This window comes from Janthinobacterium sp. BJB446 (assembly GCF_002735655.1).
In the GTDB taxonomy this organism is placed as follows: Bacteria; Pseudomonadota; Gammaproteobacteria; order Burkholderiales; family Burkholderiaceae_D; genus Janthinobacterium; species Janthinobacterium lividum.
Genome location: NZ_PDZK01000003.1, coordinates 472,559 through 489,490, shown reverse-complemented (window position 1 = coordinate 489,490; position 16,932 = coordinate 472,559). Strand labels below are relative to the sequence as shown.

10 protein-coding genes are annotated in these 16,932 nt (G+C 59.3%); 7 read left to right on the top strand and 3 right to left on the bottom strand.

Annotated features, from left to right (window positions below):
- The first annotated feature begins 14 nt into the window (after nucleotides 1–14).
- From ntrC to CSQ92_RS21495, 4 genes are all read left to right on the top strand, one after another.
- Nucleotides 15–1,505 carry a nitrogen regulation protein NR(I) gene (gene ntrC / locus CSQ92_RS21510; RefSeq protein WP_034782485.1) on the top strand — a complete coding sequence of 497 codons (1,491 nt, stop codon included), beginning with the start codon at nucleotides 15–17 and terminating at the stop codon, nucleotides 1,503–1,505.
- A gap of 139 nt (nucleotides 1,506–1,644) precedes the next feature.
- A complete protein-coding gene (gene corA / locus CSQ92_RS21505; protein WP_034760218.1) occupies nucleotides 1,645–2,610 on the top strand; it encodes a magnesium/cobalt transporter CorA in 966 nt (321 codons plus the stop codon).
- Between the two features lie 134 nt (nucleotides 2,611–2,744).
- Nucleotides 2,745–4,118 carry a GAF domain-containing sensor histidine kinase gene (locus CSQ92_RS21500; protein WP_092611818.1) on the top strand — a complete coding sequence of 458 codons (1,374 nt, stop codon included), beginning with the start codon at nucleotides 2,745–2,747 and terminating at the stop codon, nucleotides 4,116–4,118.
- Between the two features lie 310 nt (nucleotides 4,119–4,428).
- Complete coding sequence (locus CSQ92_RS21495) at nucleotides 4,429–7,245, top strand: TonB-dependent receptor plug domain-containing protein (protein WP_070260042.1); 2,817 nt, start codon at nucleotides 4,429–4,431, stop codon at nucleotides 7,243–7,245.
- A gap of 77 nt (nucleotides 7,246–7,322) precedes the next feature.
- Here the strand turns inward: CSQ92_RS21495 and CSQ92_RS21490 are convergent, their stop codons facing one another.
- On the bottom strand, nucleotides 7,323–8,954 hold the full coding sequence (locus CSQ92_RS21490; RefSeq protein ID WP_099395325.1) for an NAD(P)/FAD-dependent oxidoreductase: 1,632 nt from the start codon (nucleotides 8,952–8,954) through the stop codon (nucleotides 7,323–7,325).
- A gap of 500 nt (nucleotides 8,955–9,454) precedes the next feature.
- On the opposite strand from CSQ92_RS21490, the gene CSQ92_RS21485 reads away from it, so the two are divergent.
- Nucleotides 9,455–10,243 carry a tetratricopeptide repeat protein gene (locus tag CSQ92_RS21485; protein ID WP_143450416.1) on the top strand — a complete coding sequence of 263 codons (789 nt, stop codon included), beginning with the start codon at nucleotides 9,455–9,457 and terminating at the stop codon, nucleotides 10,241–10,243.
- Nucleotides 10,244–10,444: 201 nt separating this feature from the next.
- Here CSQ92_RS21485 and CSQ92_RS28895 read toward each other — a convergent pair whose 3' ends face one another.
- Nucleotides 10,445–10,633: a hypothetical protein gene (locus CSQ92_RS28895; protein WP_143450415.1), complete on the bottom strand. Its 189-nt coding sequence runs from the start codon at nucleotides 10,631–10,633 to the stop codon at nucleotides 10,445–10,447.
- 178 nt (nucleotides 10,634–10,811) lie between these two features.
- On the opposite strand from CSQ92_RS28895, the gene CSQ92_RS21480 reads away from it, so the two are divergent.
- Entirely contained in the window at nucleotides 10,812–13,877 is a 3,066-nt protein-coding gene (locus CSQ92_RS21480) for a TonB-dependent receptor (protein WP_070260036.1), read from the top strand.
- Nucleotides 13,878–13,987: 110 nt separating this feature from the next.
- On the opposite strand, the gene CSQ92_RS21475 is transcribed toward CSQ92_RS21480, so the two are convergent.
- Nucleotides 13,988–14,713, bottom strand: a complete 726-nt coding sequence (locus CSQ92_RS21475) for a 16S rRNA (uracil(1498)-N(3))-methyltransferase (RefSeq protein ID WP_099395323.1) — start codon at nucleotides 14,711–14,713, stop codon at nucleotides 13,988–13,990.
- A 188-nt stretch (nucleotides 14,714–14,901) separates the two neighbouring features.
- On the opposite strand from CSQ92_RS21475, the gene tkt reads away from it, so the two are divergent.
- Nucleotides 14,902–16,899, top strand: a complete 1,998-nt coding sequence (gene tkt / locus CSQ92_RS21470; RefSeq protein WP_070280969.1) for a transketolase — start codon at nucleotides 14,902–14,904, stop codon at nucleotides 16,897–16,899.
- Nucleotides 16,900–16,932 lie beyond the last annotated feature (33 nt).

Genomic DNA, 16,932 nt, shown 5'->3' with positions numbered 1-16,932 from the left:
GGACGCACACACTAATGAAGCCAATCTGGATAGTTGACGACGACGAATCAATCCGCTGGGTGCTGGAAAAAGCCCTGGCGCGGGAAAATCTCGCCACCAAGAGTTTTGCCAATGCGCGCGACGCCATCGCCGCACTGGAATTTGACACACCGCAAGTGCTCGTGTCCGATATCCGCATGCCGGGCGCATCCGGCCTGGAATTGCTGCAGACGGTCAAGTCGCGCTTTCCCGGCTTGCCGGTCATCATCATCACGGCCTTTTCCGACCTCGATTCGGCCGTCGCAGCCTTCCAGGGCGGCGCCTTCGAATACCTGGCGAAACCCTTCGATATCGACAAGGCCGTCGAGCTGATCCGCCGCGCGCTGGAAGAAAGCCTGCGCGAGACCAGCGTCGAGTCGGGCCCGTCGGAAACGCCGGAAATCCTCGGCCAGGCGCCGGCCATGCAGGAAGTCTTCCGCGCCATCGGCCGCCTGTCGCAATCGAATGTGACCGTGCTGATCACGGGCGAATCCGGTTCCGGCAAGGAACTCGTGGCGCGCGCGCTGCACAAGCACAGCCCACGCGCGGCGCAGCCGTTCATTGCCCTGAACACGGCGGCGATCCCGAAGGATTTGCTGGAGTCCGAACTGTTCGGCCACGAACGCGGTGCATTTACGGGCGCGCAAACGACGCGCCGGGGCCGCTTCGAGCAAGCCGAGAACGGCACTTTGTTCCTCGACGAAATCGGCGACATGCCGTTCGACCTGCAGACGCGCTTGCTGCGCGTGCTGTCCGACGGCCATTTCTACCGCGTCGGCGGCCATCAGCCCATGAAGGCGAACGTGCGCGTCATTACGGCCACGCACCAGAATCTCGAGCAGCGCGTGCGCGACGGCCTGTTCCGCGAAGACTTGTATCACCGCCTGAACGTGATCCGCCTGCGCCTGCCCAGTTTGAGGGAGCGGCGCGAGGATATCCCCATCCTGGTGCGCCACTTCCTGGTGCAAAGCGCGCGCCAGCTGGGCGTGGAAGCCAAGCGCATGAGCGAGCCGACGATGCAGTTCCTCAGCAGCCTGGATTTGCCCGGCAATGTGCGCCAGCTGGAAAACCTGTGTAACTGGATCACCGTCATGGCGCCGGGCCAGACGGTGGAAATCAAGGACTTGCCGCTGGAATTGACGCAGGGGCAGGGCGATGGCGCGGCCACCGCGGCGGCGGGCGAAGCTGCGCCGGCGGCCGTGGCTCATCCGCATGGCGGCCAGGTCTTCGAGGCGGCCGCGCCCGCCAACGGCGCGCCGCCGGGCTGGATCGGTTTACTGGAATTGCAGGCGGCCGGCATGCTGGGCGCGGGGCAGCAGGAAGTCATGGCCGTGCTGGGACGCCAGTTCGAGTCGGCCCTGATCAAGACGGCGCTCAAGCATACGCACGGGCGCAAGAACGACGCCGCCGTGCGCCTGGGCATCGGCCGCAACACCATCACCCGCAAGATATCCGAACTGGGCATCGACGGCGCCAAGGACGATTGACGTCTTGCCGGACGGGGGCTCCCCCGTCCGCTTTTTCTTGCGGTGTTCCTTGCACGCCACAACACCCACAGCAGGCGATAAGGTAAGCTGGCGCCTGCCGGACTGTTTCGTCCGGTGTTAACTTGAACTGTGGAATAGCATGCTCATAAACTGCGTGGCCTACCAGGATGGCAAAAAACTGGCCGACTTGCCGATCGACGACATCAGCGACTACGTCGAGCGCCCCGATTGCTTCGTCTGGGTAGCCCTGCTCGACGCTACGCCGGACGAGCTGAAACAGATGCAGCACGAGTTTTGCCTGCACGAACTGGCGGTGGAAGACGCGCAACGGGGTCACCAGCGCCCGAAGATCGAGGAATATGGCGATTCCCTGTTTGCCGTCGTGAAAACCGTGGAAATGGTCGAGAACGAACTGGTGTTGGGCGAAGTCGACATTTTCGTGGGCGCCAATTACGTGCTTTCGTCGCGCAGCAACAGCTCGCAAGGGTTCCTTGGCGTTCGTGCGCGCGCCGAGCGTGAACCGCACCTGCTGCGCCAGGGCTCCGCCTTTGTGCTGTACGCGCTGATGGACGCCGTCGTCGACCGTTACTTTCCCGTGCTCGACGCGCTGGAATCGGAGCTGGAATTGATCGAGGACCGCATCTTCGACCGTGGCACCGAGCGCGACAATATCGAACGCCTGTATCAATTGAAGCGCAAGGTCATGGTCTTGCGCCACGTGGTGGCGCCTCTGATGGAAGCGGTGGGCAAGCTGCATGGCGGCCGCGTGCCGCCGCTGTGCCACGATACCCAGGAGTATTTCCGTGACGTGCATGACCATCTGGCGCGCATCAACGGCACGCTCGACACGATCCGCGACACGATCAGCACGGCGATCCAGGTGAATCTGTCGATGGTGGCCATCGACGAGAGCGAAGTGAACAAGCAATTGGCGGCCTGGGCCGCTATTTTCGCCGTGTTCACGGCGTTTGCCGGTATCTGGGGCATGAACTTCAAGTTCATGCCGGAGCTGGACTGGCATTATGGCTACCCGGCCGCCGTGGCAGTGATGAGCTGTGTCTGCGGTTATATGTATTACTTGTTCAAGCGTTCCGGCTGGCTATAAAAAATTCCTGTGTATCTGTATTATTAAACAATAGCCAGGGGTACAATCGCGGCAGGTCCGCTGGGGCGGGCCATGGCTGAGAGTCGCCGCGCCGGCAAGTGTGCCTGCGCTTCCGGTGCTGCGCAGGAGCATTCATGAGTATTCCGTTGTTTGATGTGAATTCGCAAGAACCCCTGTTCGATGCCGAGCAGCGGCGCACCTTGGCGGAAGCTGCGCTGCGCTCGATTACCGCCTCGACGGCGCATGCCCGTGGCGATGACTTCCTGCGCATCCTCGTCAAGGACCTGGCCGAAGCGCTCGACGTGCACTATGTGATCGCTGGGCGGCTGGTGCGCCTGGACGACGGCAGCGAAGGCATCCGCACCCTCGCCCTGTGGGGCGGCGATGGCTACCAGCCGAATATCGAATACAGCCTGCAGCACACGCCTTGCCAGGACGTGACTTGCCAGAGCATGTGTTTTCATGGCAGCGACATCCAGCGTCGCTTTCCATTCGATAGTCTCCTCGTCGACATGCGGGCGGAAAGCTATGTCGGCATGCCGCTGATCGATACCGATGGCAAGACCCTGGGCATCCTGTCGGCCATCGACACGCGGCCCATCGATGAAAACAAGCGCTTGCTGGCGCTGCTGCTGCTGTCGATCTTCTCGGCGCGCGGCGCAGCCGAGCTGCAGCACCAGGAGCGCACCCAGCAGCTGGAAGAAATCGTGCGCGTGCGCACCGAGTCGCTGCTGGCGGCGCAAGCGAACCTGATCGAGCAGGAACAGATGGCGGCGCTCGGTTCGCTGGTGGCCGGCGTGTCGCATGAAGTCAACACGCCCATCGGCGTGGCGCTGACGGCGGCGTCGAGCATGGGCAGCTATGCCGACCAGCTGGTGCAGCTGCTGGGCGGCGCCAAGGTCAGCCGCGCCGAACTGATCGACATTGCCGAATCCTTGAAAGGCGCGGCCGCCCTGGTCGAGCGCAACCTGGCGCGCGCTGCCGACCTGATCGGCAATTTCAAGCAGCTTGCAGTGGACCAGGTCAGCGAATACGTGGCCGACCTGGCGCTGCACGACTATGTGCACGGCCTGGTATCGGCGCACAGTCCGGAATTGCGCAAGGCGGCGCTGGGCGTGGAACTCGATATCGCCCCCGATTGCCAGGTGCGCCTGGCGGCCGGCAAACTGTCGCAAATCCTCTCGAACCTGCTGATGAATAGCGCCCGCCATGGCTATCCGCAGGGCGGGCCGGGGCGCATCACGATACGCGCGCGCATCGAGGCGGATGACACTGACGCGGCTGCGCGCTGGCTGCTGCTGGATTTTTCCGACGACGGCATCGGCCTGGCGCCGGCCGTGCGCGAGCATATGTTCGAACCGTTTTTCACCACCAAGCGGGGCCAGGGCGGCTCCGGCCTGGGCATGCACATCGTCTACACGATCGTGCAGCAGCTGGGCGGCCAGGTGTGCGCCATCGACAGCACTCCCGGCTGCCATATACAGATCAGGCTACCGCTGGCCGGCTAGGCAGCTGACCAGGCCTGCGTTTGCGCCACCTCCAGGTGGCCTGCGTGATCCATCCTCCTTTGTTTTCACAATGTTGTATGCACGCCATACACGTGCTGAGTTCTGTTGACACCAAGATTGGCATTGTGATTCTATGTAGTTTCCAAGTTAACTTTCAGTTGTCTAGTGTCTTTTTCCGCGCAAATACGTGGAGCTCCCTGCTGGGGCCGGGACCTGAAAAATGTGCGGTGCAAGAGTGCCTTGAAGTGAACGACTGCAGTGCGGATACCAGATCCGTTGCTTGTATAACGTACAATGAAAAGGGGTCACCATGCTTAAAGAAACCGTCATCTCCCATGCCGTGCGCATCGTTTGCGCCGGCGGCGTGGCAGCGGCGCTGTCCGTTGCGTCACAGTCGGCGATCGCGCAGGATGCGCAAGGGGCCGATACGCAGATCCAGCGCGTGGAAGTCACGGGCTCGTCGATCAAGCGCATCGCCGCCGAAGGCGCCTTGCCGGTCACCGTCCTGACCGCTGAAGCCATCCGCACCTCGGGCGCCACCTCGGTCACCGATCTGGTCAAGAAACTCTCTTCCGCCCAGGGCGCCACCAGCGAAAGTTCCTCGGTGGGCGGCAGCACCTTTGGTTTCTCCGGCATTTCCGTGCATAACGTGGGTGAGACGCGTACGCTCGTCTTGCTGAACGGCAAGCGCCTGGCCCAGTTCGGCGGCCAGACGCTGACCGGTTTTGCCGCCGGTTTCGATTTGAATTCGATTCCCATTTCAGCCATTCAGCGCGTCGAACTGCTGACCGACGGCGCCTCCGCGCTGTACGGCGCCGACGCCATTGCCGGCGTGGTCAACTTCATTACCAAGCACGACACGACAGAAGGCGATGTGTCCATCGGCTATTCCGCACCAAAAAACGGTGCGCGCGAGAAACGCATCAGCGCCACCAAGGGCTTTGGCAACCTGGAAGACGATGGCTACAATGTAGTGCTGACCTTTGGCCACGACGAGCGCGACAAGCTCGCTTCCGTCGACCGCAAGTTCGCCAGCACGGGCAAGGTGCAATTCTCGGCCAACGGCAAGCGCTATCAGAAGCAGCAATTCTCGGCCAGCCCGATTCCGGCCAATGCCACCGATGACAATGGCCAGTTGATCAGTCCTTTCCAGAAGAGCAACGGATCCTGTCCCGAGAAGACGTTCCGCGTGATCGAACCGTATAACGATGGCAGCGGCCTGGTCGATGACTACTGCGGCTACGATTTCACCAAGGATCTGGAAATCTATCCGGAGCGCAAGCGTGACAACTTCATGGCCTCGGGCACGTTCAAGATTGCCGGCCACGAAGTGTTTGCGGACGTGCTGCTGTCGCGCACCAAACAAACCTCGCGTATCGCGCCCGTCCCTGGCGCCATCGCCGTGGATGCCGGCACGCCCCTGCATGACAAGTATTTATTGCCAATCGGTATTACTGGTGACAGCACGGCTTTTTACCGGCTGTTCGACATGGGCCAGCGTACCTCGAAGGATACGGCTGACTTCGCCAGCGTGGTGGTAGGTACGCGCGGCGTCGCTGCCGGCTGGGATTACAACGCCTCGTACAACTTCTCGGAAAGCCGCGTAAAAGGCAGTATTTCCGGCTATCCTGGCGCCATCGCCGTCAATAATCTCACGTCAAGCGGCTTGCTCGACCCCTTCGTCGGCCCGGGCAAGCAGTCCACTGCGGCGCAGGAAGCCATCAAAAGCGCCACCTTCTCCGGTTACTGGGATGGCGGCACCTCGCGCTTGCAAACCATCAATTTGAATGGATCGACGGAAGTACGGCGTCTGGCTGGCGGCGCCATGATGTTGGGCGTGGGCGCCAACATCAACCGCGAGGAATTCTCGGCCAAGCCGAGCCCGTTTGCGCAAGGCATCCTGGCCGATCCCGTAAAAGGCACCTTGTGCGGCGGCACGACGGGCCTGGAATGCGACCAGCGTTTCGGCGACGCGGCCAGCAGCCAGCCATACAGCGCCAGCCGCACCTCGAAGGGCATCTTTGGCGAAGTTATCGCACCTGTGCTGAAAGAACTGGAACTGGGCGCGGCCTTGCGTTTCGATGACTTCTCGGACTTCGGCGGCGCCACCACGGCCAAGGCCAGCTTCAAGTGGACGCCGGCGCCCACCTTGCTGATCCGCGGTTCGGTCGGTAATGGCTTCCATGCGCCGACCGTGCCGCAAGTGAATGCCTTGCAGCGCGGCTATGGTGTCACCAGCGACAAGTACACGTGCTCGCCAGCCTTGCAAGCCATCGCCACGCGTCTGAATGCACAATGCCAGCCAGGCAATCGCCAGTACGATCAGCTGGCCGGTGGCAACCGCGACTTGCAGCCCGAGAAATCGAAACAGGCGACCATCGGTTTCCGTTACGAGCCGATCAGCGCCATCACCCTGGGCGCCGACCTGTGGCATGTGCAGATCCGCGATTCCTTCGGCCAGCTGACGGAACAGCTGGTATTCGCCAATCCGGCCAACTTCCCGAAATCCTGGGGCGTCAACAAGGACGTGGGCACAGGGACGACCTACCTGGCCTTCCTGGCGGATAACCAGAACCTCGGTAAATCGTTTGCCACCGGTGTCGATATCGACGTCAGCGCCCGTTACCGCTCCGGCATCGGCCTGTTCACGTCGCAGCTGAACGCGACGCAGATGCTGCGCGAGGATGTGCAGCTGGAACGCGATGGCCAATATTATTCGGCGCTGGGCAACTTCGCCGATCTGGGCACGGTGACTTTCCGCACGCGCGGCCAATGGACGAATACCCTGAAAACGGGCAACTGGGCCAATTCGCTGACGGTCAACTTCCTGTCCGGCTACAAGGACCAGGAAACGTCGGTCGACGTGCTTGACGCTTCGGGCGCAGTGACGGGCCAGGAAAAGATCCGCATGAAAGTGGGCTTCTATTCGACGCTCGACTGGCAAACGGTATGGACGCCCAGCAAGAGCTGGGTCCTCACCGCAGGCGTGCTGAACCTGACCGACAAGAGCCCGCCATTCGTGCCATCGACGTCCGGCGCGAACCGCGGCCAGCAATTCGGCTATGACGACCGCTACTACGATCCGCGCGGCCGCACTGGCTACCTGAATGCCTCGTACAAGTTTTAAGCAGCGCGCAGGCGTAAAAAAACCGGCACATGGTGCCGGTTTTTTTTTCGTCACGCTGCAGGGCGGGGACAGCGTGCTTAGCCGCGTGCCGCCATCGACAGGGCCACCGCTTCAGCCACCTTGATGCCGTCGACGGCCGCCGACAGGATGCCGCCCGCATAGCCGGCGCCTTCGCCCGCGGGGAACAGTCCCCGTGTATTCAGGCTTTGCAGGTCGTCGTCGCGGCGCTTGATGCGGATCGGCGAAGAGGTGCGCGTTTCCACGCCCGTCAGCACGGCGTCGGCCTTGTAATAGCCCTTGATCTGTTTGTTGAACGCAGGAAATGCTTCGCGCAGGGCCGTGATCGCGTATTCTGGCAGCGATGGCGCCAGGTCCGTCAAGTGTACGGCCGGCTTGTACGATGGCACCACGCTGCCAAATTCGGTCGAGGCGCGGCCTGCGACGAAGTCGCCGACCAATTGCCCTGGCGCATCGTAGTTGCTGCCTCCCAGGGCAAACGCGCGCTCTTCCAGTTCGCGTTGCAGGGCGATGCCGGCCAGCGGGTCGCCCGGGTAGTCGGCCGGCGTGATGCCGACCACGATGGCGCTGTTGGCGTTGCGCTCGTTGCGCGAATACTGGCTCATGCCGTTCGTCACCAGGCGCCCCGGTTCCGACGCGGCCGCCACCACCGTGCCGCCCGGGCACATGCAGAAGCTGTAGACGGAGCGGCCATTGCTGGCGTGGTGCACGAGCTTGTAGTCGGCCGCGCCCAGGATCGGGTGGCCCGCGCTGGGTCCGAAGCGGCAGCTGTCGATCAGGGATTGCGGGTGTTCCACGCGGAAGCCGATCGAAAACGGTTTCGCTTCGATGTACACGCCGCGGCGGTGCAGCATCTCGAAGGTGTCGCGCGCGCTGTGGCCGATGGCCAGCACGACGTGGTTGCTGGCGATGGTTTCGCCATTGTCCAGCACCACGCCACGCACCTGGCCGCCATCGCTGCCTGGCACGATGTCGAGATCGACCACTTTGCTGCTGAAGCGGTATTCGCCGCCCAGCCGTTCGATATTGGCGCGCATTTCTTCCACCATCTTGACCAGGCGGAAGGTGCCGATGTGCGGTTTGCTCACGTACATGATTTCTTCAGGCGCGCCCGCCTTCACGAATTCCGTCAAGACCTTGCGGCCGTAGTGCTTGGGGTCCTTGATCTGGCTGTACAGCTTGCCGTCCGAGAAGGTGCCGGCGCCGCCTTCGCCGAACTGCACGTTCGATTCCGGGTTCAGTTCGCGCTTGCGCCAGAAACCGAAGGTGTCGACCGTGCGTTCGCGCACCTGCTTGCCCCGCTCCAGGATGAGGGGGCGCAAGCCCATCTGCGCCAGGATCAGCGCCACGAACAGGCCGCAGGGGCCCGTGCCGATGACGATGGGGCGCGGTTCATTGGTATGGCCGGCCAGCTGTTCGCCGCCGGCGACGAATTTGTAGTCGGTGTCGGGCGCGGGCATCAGGTGCACATCGTGCTGCAGGCGCGCCAGCACGGCGGCCTCGTTCCTGACTTCAACGTGCAGCGAGTAAATCAGCACCACGGCGCTGCGCTTGCGCGCGTCATAGCTGCGTTTGAAGACGGTAAAGCCGAGCAAATCGGCGGCGGCTATGCCCAGGCGCGCCAGGATGGCGGCGGGCAGGGCCGCTTCGTCGTGTTCGAGGGGGAGTTTTACTTCGTTGAGTCGCAACATAATGATGGGTCCAAGGTTGGGGGCTATCTAGGCCCCATGAATAAAGCACGCAAAGACTGCCTGGCAAGCTGTTGCTCCTTGCCAACCATAACTTGCGATGAGAAGGTTTTGCCAGGGAGGGAAGAGCGCAGTCCAGGCGCTATTTTACCCCTAGCGCTGCTATTTGCAGAGCATGTCAATGATGGCTGGCGGGTATGTGGGGCGGACGTTGCATGACGGCTACGTCTTCGTCGATTTGCCATGGATGGCTCGGTTGTGTGTAAACAATATAAATAGTTAACGAGGTGTGACGGTTTGCTTGTCTTTTTTATTTAACAGTGCCGTAAAAATGTGATCCTTTTGCCAAACTTATTAATTGCGGAACCCGTATTTCTGAGCTACGATTAAAGCACTCGTCGGGCTGTATTTGCCTTCTGGGAACTGCTACTGCTTCCGTACGAGCAACGAACCTGCCAGCAGAAAATTCTTTTATTCCAATCAACTTTCTAGTGGACGTCAAGATGAAAAAAATCACACTCAGCTTTTGCTTAATGATGGCATTCGGGGCTGTACATGCAGATGACCTTGCCGATGCTCAGAAGTCGTGGGAAGCCAAGGATTTTTCAACTGCGTTCCAGAAGTTCACGAAATTGGCCAAGCAGGGTAACAGTGCCGCGCAATTGCAGCTGGGTGAAATGTACGGTTTTGGTGAAGGCACGACAGAGGACGTAGCGCAGGCGACGTACTGGCTCAAGCAGGCTGCTGCCGGCGGCAACCCGGAAGCGGCCGCATCACTGGATCTGGTGCAACAACGGAGCGCACGCAAAACCGACATCGCTTACTACACTACCAACTTTGACGGTGCCAATGTCGCCTATGGCAAATTTAATTGTACCCATCCAGTAATTCCCAAGGTGTCTACTAAAAATACTGAAATTACTTCGGTGAATTCCGCCGTTAATGCATGGGTGGATTGTTATGGGCGTTTCGTAAAGAATTTGAATGCGGCGATGCCAATAACAAATACTATTCCGCCAGATATCCTTAAGCTGATGAGCAATGAGGAATTTGTCAAGGCAGATGTACTGATTTCTGAGACGTATAAAAAAATAGCAAATGACAGCCAGAAGGTCGCGGATGAAATCATTGCCGATAATGTTCGCTGGAAAAAAGATACTGAAGAATTTGTTTATAACAGCAATGCACAACATAAAGCCCAGTTGGTGAAATTGGAAAATGATAATGATCAGGAAGAGAGAAACTTGCGCAACCTGCAAGAGATGAAGCGTATTGCATATAAAAAGAAATAATTATTTAAATGATAATTAATTTATTTTGAATCCTACTCCAGAGCAGAAACGTTTAGCCATCTGATAGCGGCTGCATATTTCGTTCGATCCCCGTCAGCGCACCCCCTATTCGTGAGGTTTTGGGCGGTGCGTGGCGGGCAGCGGGTCTCTATTTGCGCACTCGCACATAACCGCTTCCTGCGGCCGCACTCCTCCCTTTTTTCATACATGCAAGAGCTGGCAGCGCGCTAAAAACGTATTTGCATATGCATTTTTATGCCTTTTCCACGCATCAAAATTGTGCATTGCCGCACCATTTTTGGGTGTGTTTATTTTTTCTGACCTTTTTTGTGCAGGTGTGTTGTTTCTGCGCACCATTCTGTACTGTTTGTTGACAGTTAAGGTTTGCATATGTTTCCATATGTTGTCTAGTCAGCTAGCTAGGGGACCGGCTATAGGACTATATGACCTGTCATAAAATGACGGAGTGGGGAAAATCGGGACTTAAAATAATATTGACCGTGATTTGTTGTATGCATTCTATCCAAGCTGATCCACGAGAAAAGCTTAACTATAATTAGGAAATCACATGTTTAGAAAAACTGTCTTAGTGCGTGCATTGGCGATTGCATTTAGTGCGACTGCGGTGACTGCAGCTGTCGTTCCTGTCGCAATGGCGCAATCTAACGCTGCCGGTAATATTTACGGTACGGTCGATGGCGCAGCCGCTGGCGCTTCCGTTGTCTTGCAAAATATCGGTACTGGTACCAAACGTACCGTGACGGTCGATGCCGAGGGTCGCTATTTTGCGTCGGGCATGGCTCCAGGCCATTACAAGATTGACTTGGTGCGCGACGGCAAGACCGTCAACACCGTCGAAACCGATGTTATCGTGGGTCAAGGCGTTGATGCATCGTTCGCCAGCAGCGCGGTACAGGCAGTGCAGGTTACCGGTCGTCGTAGTCGCATCGACGTTTCGAGCTCGAACAATGGCGCGACGTTTACCGCCAAAGAACTGGCAAAATTGCCTATCGCGCAAAACGTTGCCGCGATCATTCAGCTGGCGCCTAACACGACCCGTGCTGACTCCCGTTACTCTGCCGGCGCATCGTTCGGCGGCGGCGGCGCTTCGGAAAATGCGTATTACATCAATGGTTTCCCAGTTACCAATCCGCTGACCCAATTGGGCGCATCGGAACTGCCATTCGGCGCGATCGCCCAGGCACAGATCCTGACCGGCGGCTTCGGCGCCGAGTTTGGCCGTTCGGTTGGCGGCGTGGTCAACGTCACGACGAAGAGCGGTACCAACAACTGGGAATTCGGTGCCCAGGTTGCCATCGAGCCTAACGGTTTGCGCTCGACGCCAAAAGACTATTACTACCCGAATACGGGCGCGACGTCGAACGCCGCGACCGACAACACGCTGTACCTGCGCCGCAACGACAGCTCGCGCTCGGAAAAGACGTATGGCGCCTATGTGGGTGGCCCGATCATCAAAGACAAACTGTTCATGTTTGCCGCGTTTGAATCGCGCAGTCTCGATACCGACGCCGCGCTGGGTACCCGTACCTCGGCATCGAACGCCACCACTGGCTGGCAGTCGAACCAGCACAAGATCGACCGCTACATGGCGAAGTTTGACTGGAATATCACGGATGATCACCGTCTGGAAATGACGTTGCTGGGCGACGAAGCCAAGACCGACCGTCAATTGTATGGCTACGACTACACGAACAGCCGTCGTCTTGCCAAGACCGCATCGCAGCACTACAAGAACAGCGAAGACTTCTCGCCATCGGTTGGTGCAGAAACGCAAATTATTCGCTACACGGGTAACCTGACTGAAAACTTGACGGTCAATGCCCTGTACGGTCAAAGCAAAACGCCGAACTCGGCTGTTTATGATCCGATCGGTACCGCACCTGCGGATCTGTTCCAGATCAGCGCCGCCAGCAATGTCCGCGCGCCTGGCTTGAACTACAGCAGCCCGCAAACCTTGAACGGTGCTGTTTCCGCTAACGACTCGGCCAGCAAAATCAAGTCTACCCGTCTGGATCTGGAATACAAGATTGGCAACCACACCATCCGTGGCGGTTTGGATGACAACAAGCTGACCTCGACCAACGTCGGTGACATCTATGGCGGCGGCGGTATCTGGGTGTATGGCCAAACCCGTAAAAACGGTGTTGGTGACGGTACTGTGCCGCTGCAGTTGGGTGGTAGCACCGTGAAGACCTCGAACAATCCTGGTCTGCTGGCTTCCCAGGGTTACTGGGTCAGCAAGCGCCTGTTCTCCAGCGTGACGGATGCTCGTTCCGAGCAAAGCGCACAATACCTGGAAGACCGCTGGCAAACCACGAAGGACCTGTTGCTGACCTTGGGCATTCGTAACGAAGGCTTTAAAAACGTCAACGGCGACGGTGATACCTTCCTGGAAGTGAAGAACATGATCTCGCCACGCTTTGCCGCGGCATGGGACGTCAACGGTGATGCCTCGTTGAAAGTGTACGGTAGCGCTGGCCGTTATGCTCTGCAAATCCCGACCCACCTTGCCGTTCGCGGTGGCAGCCGTTCGACACTGACACGTGAAGGCTACACCTACACGGGTACCGACGCTTACGGTCAGCCGACGGGCCTGCAATCGCTGGCACCGGTTTACTCGGTCAACAACGAATTGGGTCAGTACAAGGATCCAAAAACCGTTGTTGCTCAGGATATCAAGGCAACGTATCAGGATGAGTTGACCATCGGTTTCGAAAAAGCGTTTTCGCCTAGCCTGAACTTTGGCGCGAAAGTGACTTATCGCCAATTGAAAGCCACCATCGATGACTACTGCGATACCCGTTTGATCGACGCTTACGCTGTTGATAACAATATCGATACGTCGAACTACTCCGGTTTTTCGTGTGCATCGTTTAACCCAGGTAAAGACAACACCTTCCTGGTCGACTATGCTGGTACCCGCAGCAACTACACGAAAGTTCACCTGACCAAAGCACAGCTGGGCTTTGACGAAGCGAAACGTACGTACACGGCAATCGATCTGTTTGCTGAGCATCCGATGCGTGATGGCTGGTATGGCCGTGTGAACTACACGTGGTCGCGCAGCAAAGGTAATACCGAAGGTCAAACCCGTTCGGACAATGCCCAAACCGACGTTGCCGCAACGTCGACCTGGGATAATCCGGAGTTGATGGTGAATGCCAACGGCTTGCTGCCAAACAACCGCGAGCACCAAATCAAGGCCTTCGGTTTCTATGAACTGAACCCTGAGTGGACTGTCGGCGCGAACGCCTTGCTGGCTTCGGGTCGTCCGAAGAACTGCTTCGGCTGGAACCCTAACGTTCCTGGCGAAGTGGACTATGGTTCGGTCTACTTCTACTGCGATGGTGCTGCTTCACCACGCGGCTCGAAAGGCACCCTGCCGTGGGATACGCGTCTGGACATGAATCTGTCCTACCGTCCGCAACTGGTGAAAGGTCTGGCATTGAAAGTTGACGTATTTAACGTACTCAACAAGCAAACCGTGCAGACCCTGGACGAAACGTACAACGTGGACAGCTCGTTGAACGTCAGCCCAACCTACGGCCGCGTTATCAGCTACACCGCACCGCGTTCCGTGCGTCTGACCGCCGAGTACAACTACAAGTTTTAATTGACTTGTTTTTCACCCCTTGCCGTGTCTCACGGCAAGAGGGGAAAAGAAAAACCCCGCTAGCGCAAGCTAGCGGGGTTTTTTTTGCCTGCTCGTCCAGTCTTGACTGCTTACATCCCGCCCCACAAGGCACTCAGCGTGGCCAGCGCCGTCAGGCCCGCCGTTTCCGTGCGCAGGATGCGCGGGCCCATGGCCAGGCCGATGGCGCCGGCGGCCAGGGCCGCCTTTTCTTCCGCCTCCGAAAACCCGCCTTCCGGTCCTACCATCACGGTGATGGCTTGCGGCGGCTGGTGGCGGGCCCAGTCGGCCAGGGACTGCTCCGCGCGCGGCGTCAAAATGATGCGTTTATGTAAATCTTTCTGGCTGCTCCAGCTATTGAAATCCTGCAGCGGTGCCAGCTGCGCCAGGCGGTTGCGCCCGCATTGTTCCGAAGCGGAAACGATAATGCCTTGCCAATGCGCGAGTTTTTTTTCGGCCCGTTCGCTTGACAAGCGCACGACGCAGCGCTGGGCCGACAGCGGCACGATGCCCGCCGCGCCCAGTTCGATGGCTTTTTCGATGATCCAGTCCATTTTGGATGCTTCCGGCAGCGCCTGCGCCAGGGTCACGGCATACGGCAGCTCCGCTTCGCGGGCTATGTGCGTCTGGATTTCAGCCGTCACGCTGCGCTTGGCAACCGTCACCAGGCTCGCTTGCACTTCGCCGCCTTCGCCATTGAACAGGGTGATGACATCGCCCGGTGCCAGGCGCACGACCTGGATATGGTGGGCGACAGCCTCCGGCAGGGCGATGGTGGTGCCGGCAACGAGCGGCTGGGGGCAGAAAAAACGCGGCATGCAAATCCTCAACGGGGGTATATGTGGGGTGGAAAGACGTCAAAGTATAGCCATTTGGCTGGCCAGTACGCCGCAATTCTAATTTGCGGCCCCCCAGTCTGGTAAAATACTTGACCACAGAAAGCAGCCGGCTTCCCTGTCCGTGCTGTTGCAAACGAATCCCAAACTCGCGACTGACCCACACCATCATGACAACTACGCTCCCGACTACCAAAATGGCCAATGCGATCCGCGCACTGGCAATGGACGCTGTACAAAAGGCCAACTCCGGCCATCCAGGCATGCCGATGGGCATGGCCGAGATCGCAGTTGCTCTGTGGAGTGGTCACTATCGCCACAATCCCGCGAATCCAAAATGGCAGAACCGCGACCGTTTCCTGTTGTCGAACGGCCACGGCTCGATGCTGCATTACGCGCTGCTGCACCTGACCGGTTACGACCTGTCGATGGATGACATCAAGGCTTTCCGCCAGATGCATTCGAAAACCCCGGGCCACCCGGAAGTCGATATCACGCCAGGCATCGAGACGACTACCGGCCCGCTGGGCCAGGGCATCGCCAACGCCGTCGGCATGGCCCTGTCGGAGCAATTGCTGGCTGCTGAATTCAACAAGCCTGGCTACGACATCGTCAACCACTACACTTATGCTTTCGTTGGCGACGGTTGCCTGATGGAAGGTATTTCGCACGAAGTGTGCGCGCTGGCCGGCACCCTGGGCTTGAACAAGCTGATCGCCCTGTACGATGACAACGGCATTTCCATCGACGGCAAAGTCGAAGGCTGGTTCACGGACGACACCCCGGCCCGCTTCGAAGCGTACGGCTGGAACGTCATCCGCGCCGTCGATGGCCACGATGTTGCCGCCGTGGCTGCCGCCATCGCCGCCGCCAAGACCGCATCGAAGCCAACCCTGATCTGCTGCAAGACCATCATCGGCAAGGGTTCGCCGAACCTGCAAGGCGGCGACAAGGTCCACGGCGCCGCGCTGGGCGACAAGGAAATCGCTGCCGTACGCGAATACATCGGCTGGGATGCCGCGCCATTTGAGATGCCGGCCGACGTGTACGCGGCCTGGGATGCCAAGAAACAAGGCGCCTTGCTGGAAGCGGACTGGAACGAGCGCTTTGCCGCCTACAGCCGTGAATTCCCGCAGCAAGCCGCAGAATTGTCGCGCCGCATGCAGGGCGAGTTGCCAGCCGCGTTTGAAACGGCGCTGTCGGCCGCCATCGCTTCCTGCGTCGAGAAAAAAGAAAACATCGCCACCCGCAAGGCCAGCCAGAACGCCATCCAGGCCCTGGCTTCGTCCCTGCCGGAATTCCTCGGCGGTTCGGCCGACCTGACCGGTTCGAACCTGACCAACTGGAAAGAGTGCGTGGCCGTGCGTTCGGGCCAGCCGGGCAACCATATCAACTACGGCGTGCGCGAATTCGGCATGAGCGCCATCATGAACGGCATCACCTTGCACGGCGGCTACATCCCGTTCGGCGCCACGTTCCTGACGTTCTCCGACTACAGCCGCAATGCCCTGCGCATGGCTGCCCTGATGAAGCTGCGTTCGATCTTCGTGTTCACCCACGATTCGATCGGCCTGGGCGAAGACGGCCCGACGCACCAATCGGTCGAGCACGTCTCGTCGATGCGCCTGATCCCGAACCTGGACAACTGGCGTCCATGCGACACCGTCGAGTCGGCCGCTGCCTGGGGCGCCGCCGTGCGCCGCAAGGATGGCCCGTCGACCCTGATCTTCTCGCGCCAGAACCTGCCGTACCAGGAGCGTAGCGCCGAACAGATCGACAACATCTACCGCGGCGGCTATGTGCTGAACGACGTGGCCGATGCCAAGGCGATCCTGATCGCCACCGGTTCCGAAGTGGAACTGGCTGTCGCCGCCGCCAGCGCGCTGGCAGCCGAAGGCATCAACGTGCGCGTGGTGTCGATGCCGTCGACCGACGTGTATGATCGTCAGGACGCCGCCTACAAGGCCAGCGTGCTGACGAAAGGCGTGCCGCGCGTGGCCATCGAAGCGGGCGTGACCAGCTTCTGGTACAAATACGTGGGCCTGGAAGGCGCCGTGGTCGGTATCGACACGTTTGGCGAATCGGCTCCGGCTGGCGTGCTGTTCAAGCACTTCGGCTTCACGGTCGAGAACGTCGTGGCCAAGGTCAAAGCCGTTATCGCTGGCTAATATTGATTTCTAACGGCCCTGGCAATGCATTTG

What these genes read in the sequence shown, in the direction of transcription:
- CSQ92_RS21485 (WP_143450416.1), top strand. Translation starts at nt 9,455, where the DNA reads ATGAAAAAAATCACACTCAGCTTTTGCTTAATGATGGCATTCGGGGCT.
- CSQ92_RS21500 (WP_092611818.1), top strand. Translation starts at nt 2,745, where the DNA reads ATGAGTATTCCGTTGTTTGATGTGAATTCGCAAGAACCCCTGTTCGAT.
- CSQ92_RS21475 (WP_099395323.1), bottom strand. Translation starts at nt 14,713, where the DNA reads ATGCCGCGTTTTTTCTGCCCCCAGCCGCTCGTTGCCGGCACCACCATC.
- ntrC (WP_034782485.1), top strand. Translation starts at nt 15, where the DNA reads ATGAAGCCAATCTGGATAGTTGACGACGACGAATCAATCCGCTGGGTG.
- CSQ92_RS21480 (WP_070260036.1), top strand. Translation starts at nt 10,812, where the DNA reads ATGTTTAGAAAAACTGTCTTAGTGCGTGCATTGGCGATTGCATTTAGT.
- tkt (WP_070280969.1), top strand. Translation starts at nt 14,902, where the DNA reads ATGACAACTACGCTCCCGACTACCAAAATGGCCAATGCGATCCGCGCA.
- CSQ92_RS28895 (WP_143450415.1), bottom strand. Translation starts at nt 10,633, where the DNA reads ATGCAAACCTTAACTGTCAACAAACAGTACAGAATGGTGCGCAGAAAC.
- corA (WP_034760218.1), top strand. Translation starts at nt 1,645, where the DNA reads ATGCTCATAAACTGCGTGGCCTACCAGGATGGCAAAAAACTGGCCGAC.
- CSQ92_RS21490 (WP_099395325.1), bottom strand. Translation starts at nt 8,954, where the DNA reads ATGTTGCGACTCAACGAAGTAAAACTCCCCCTCGAACACGACGAAGCG.
- CSQ92_RS21495 (WP_070260042.1), top strand. Translation starts at nt 4,429, where the DNA reads ATGCTTAAAGAAACCGTCATCTCCCATGCCGTGCGCATCGTTTGCGCC.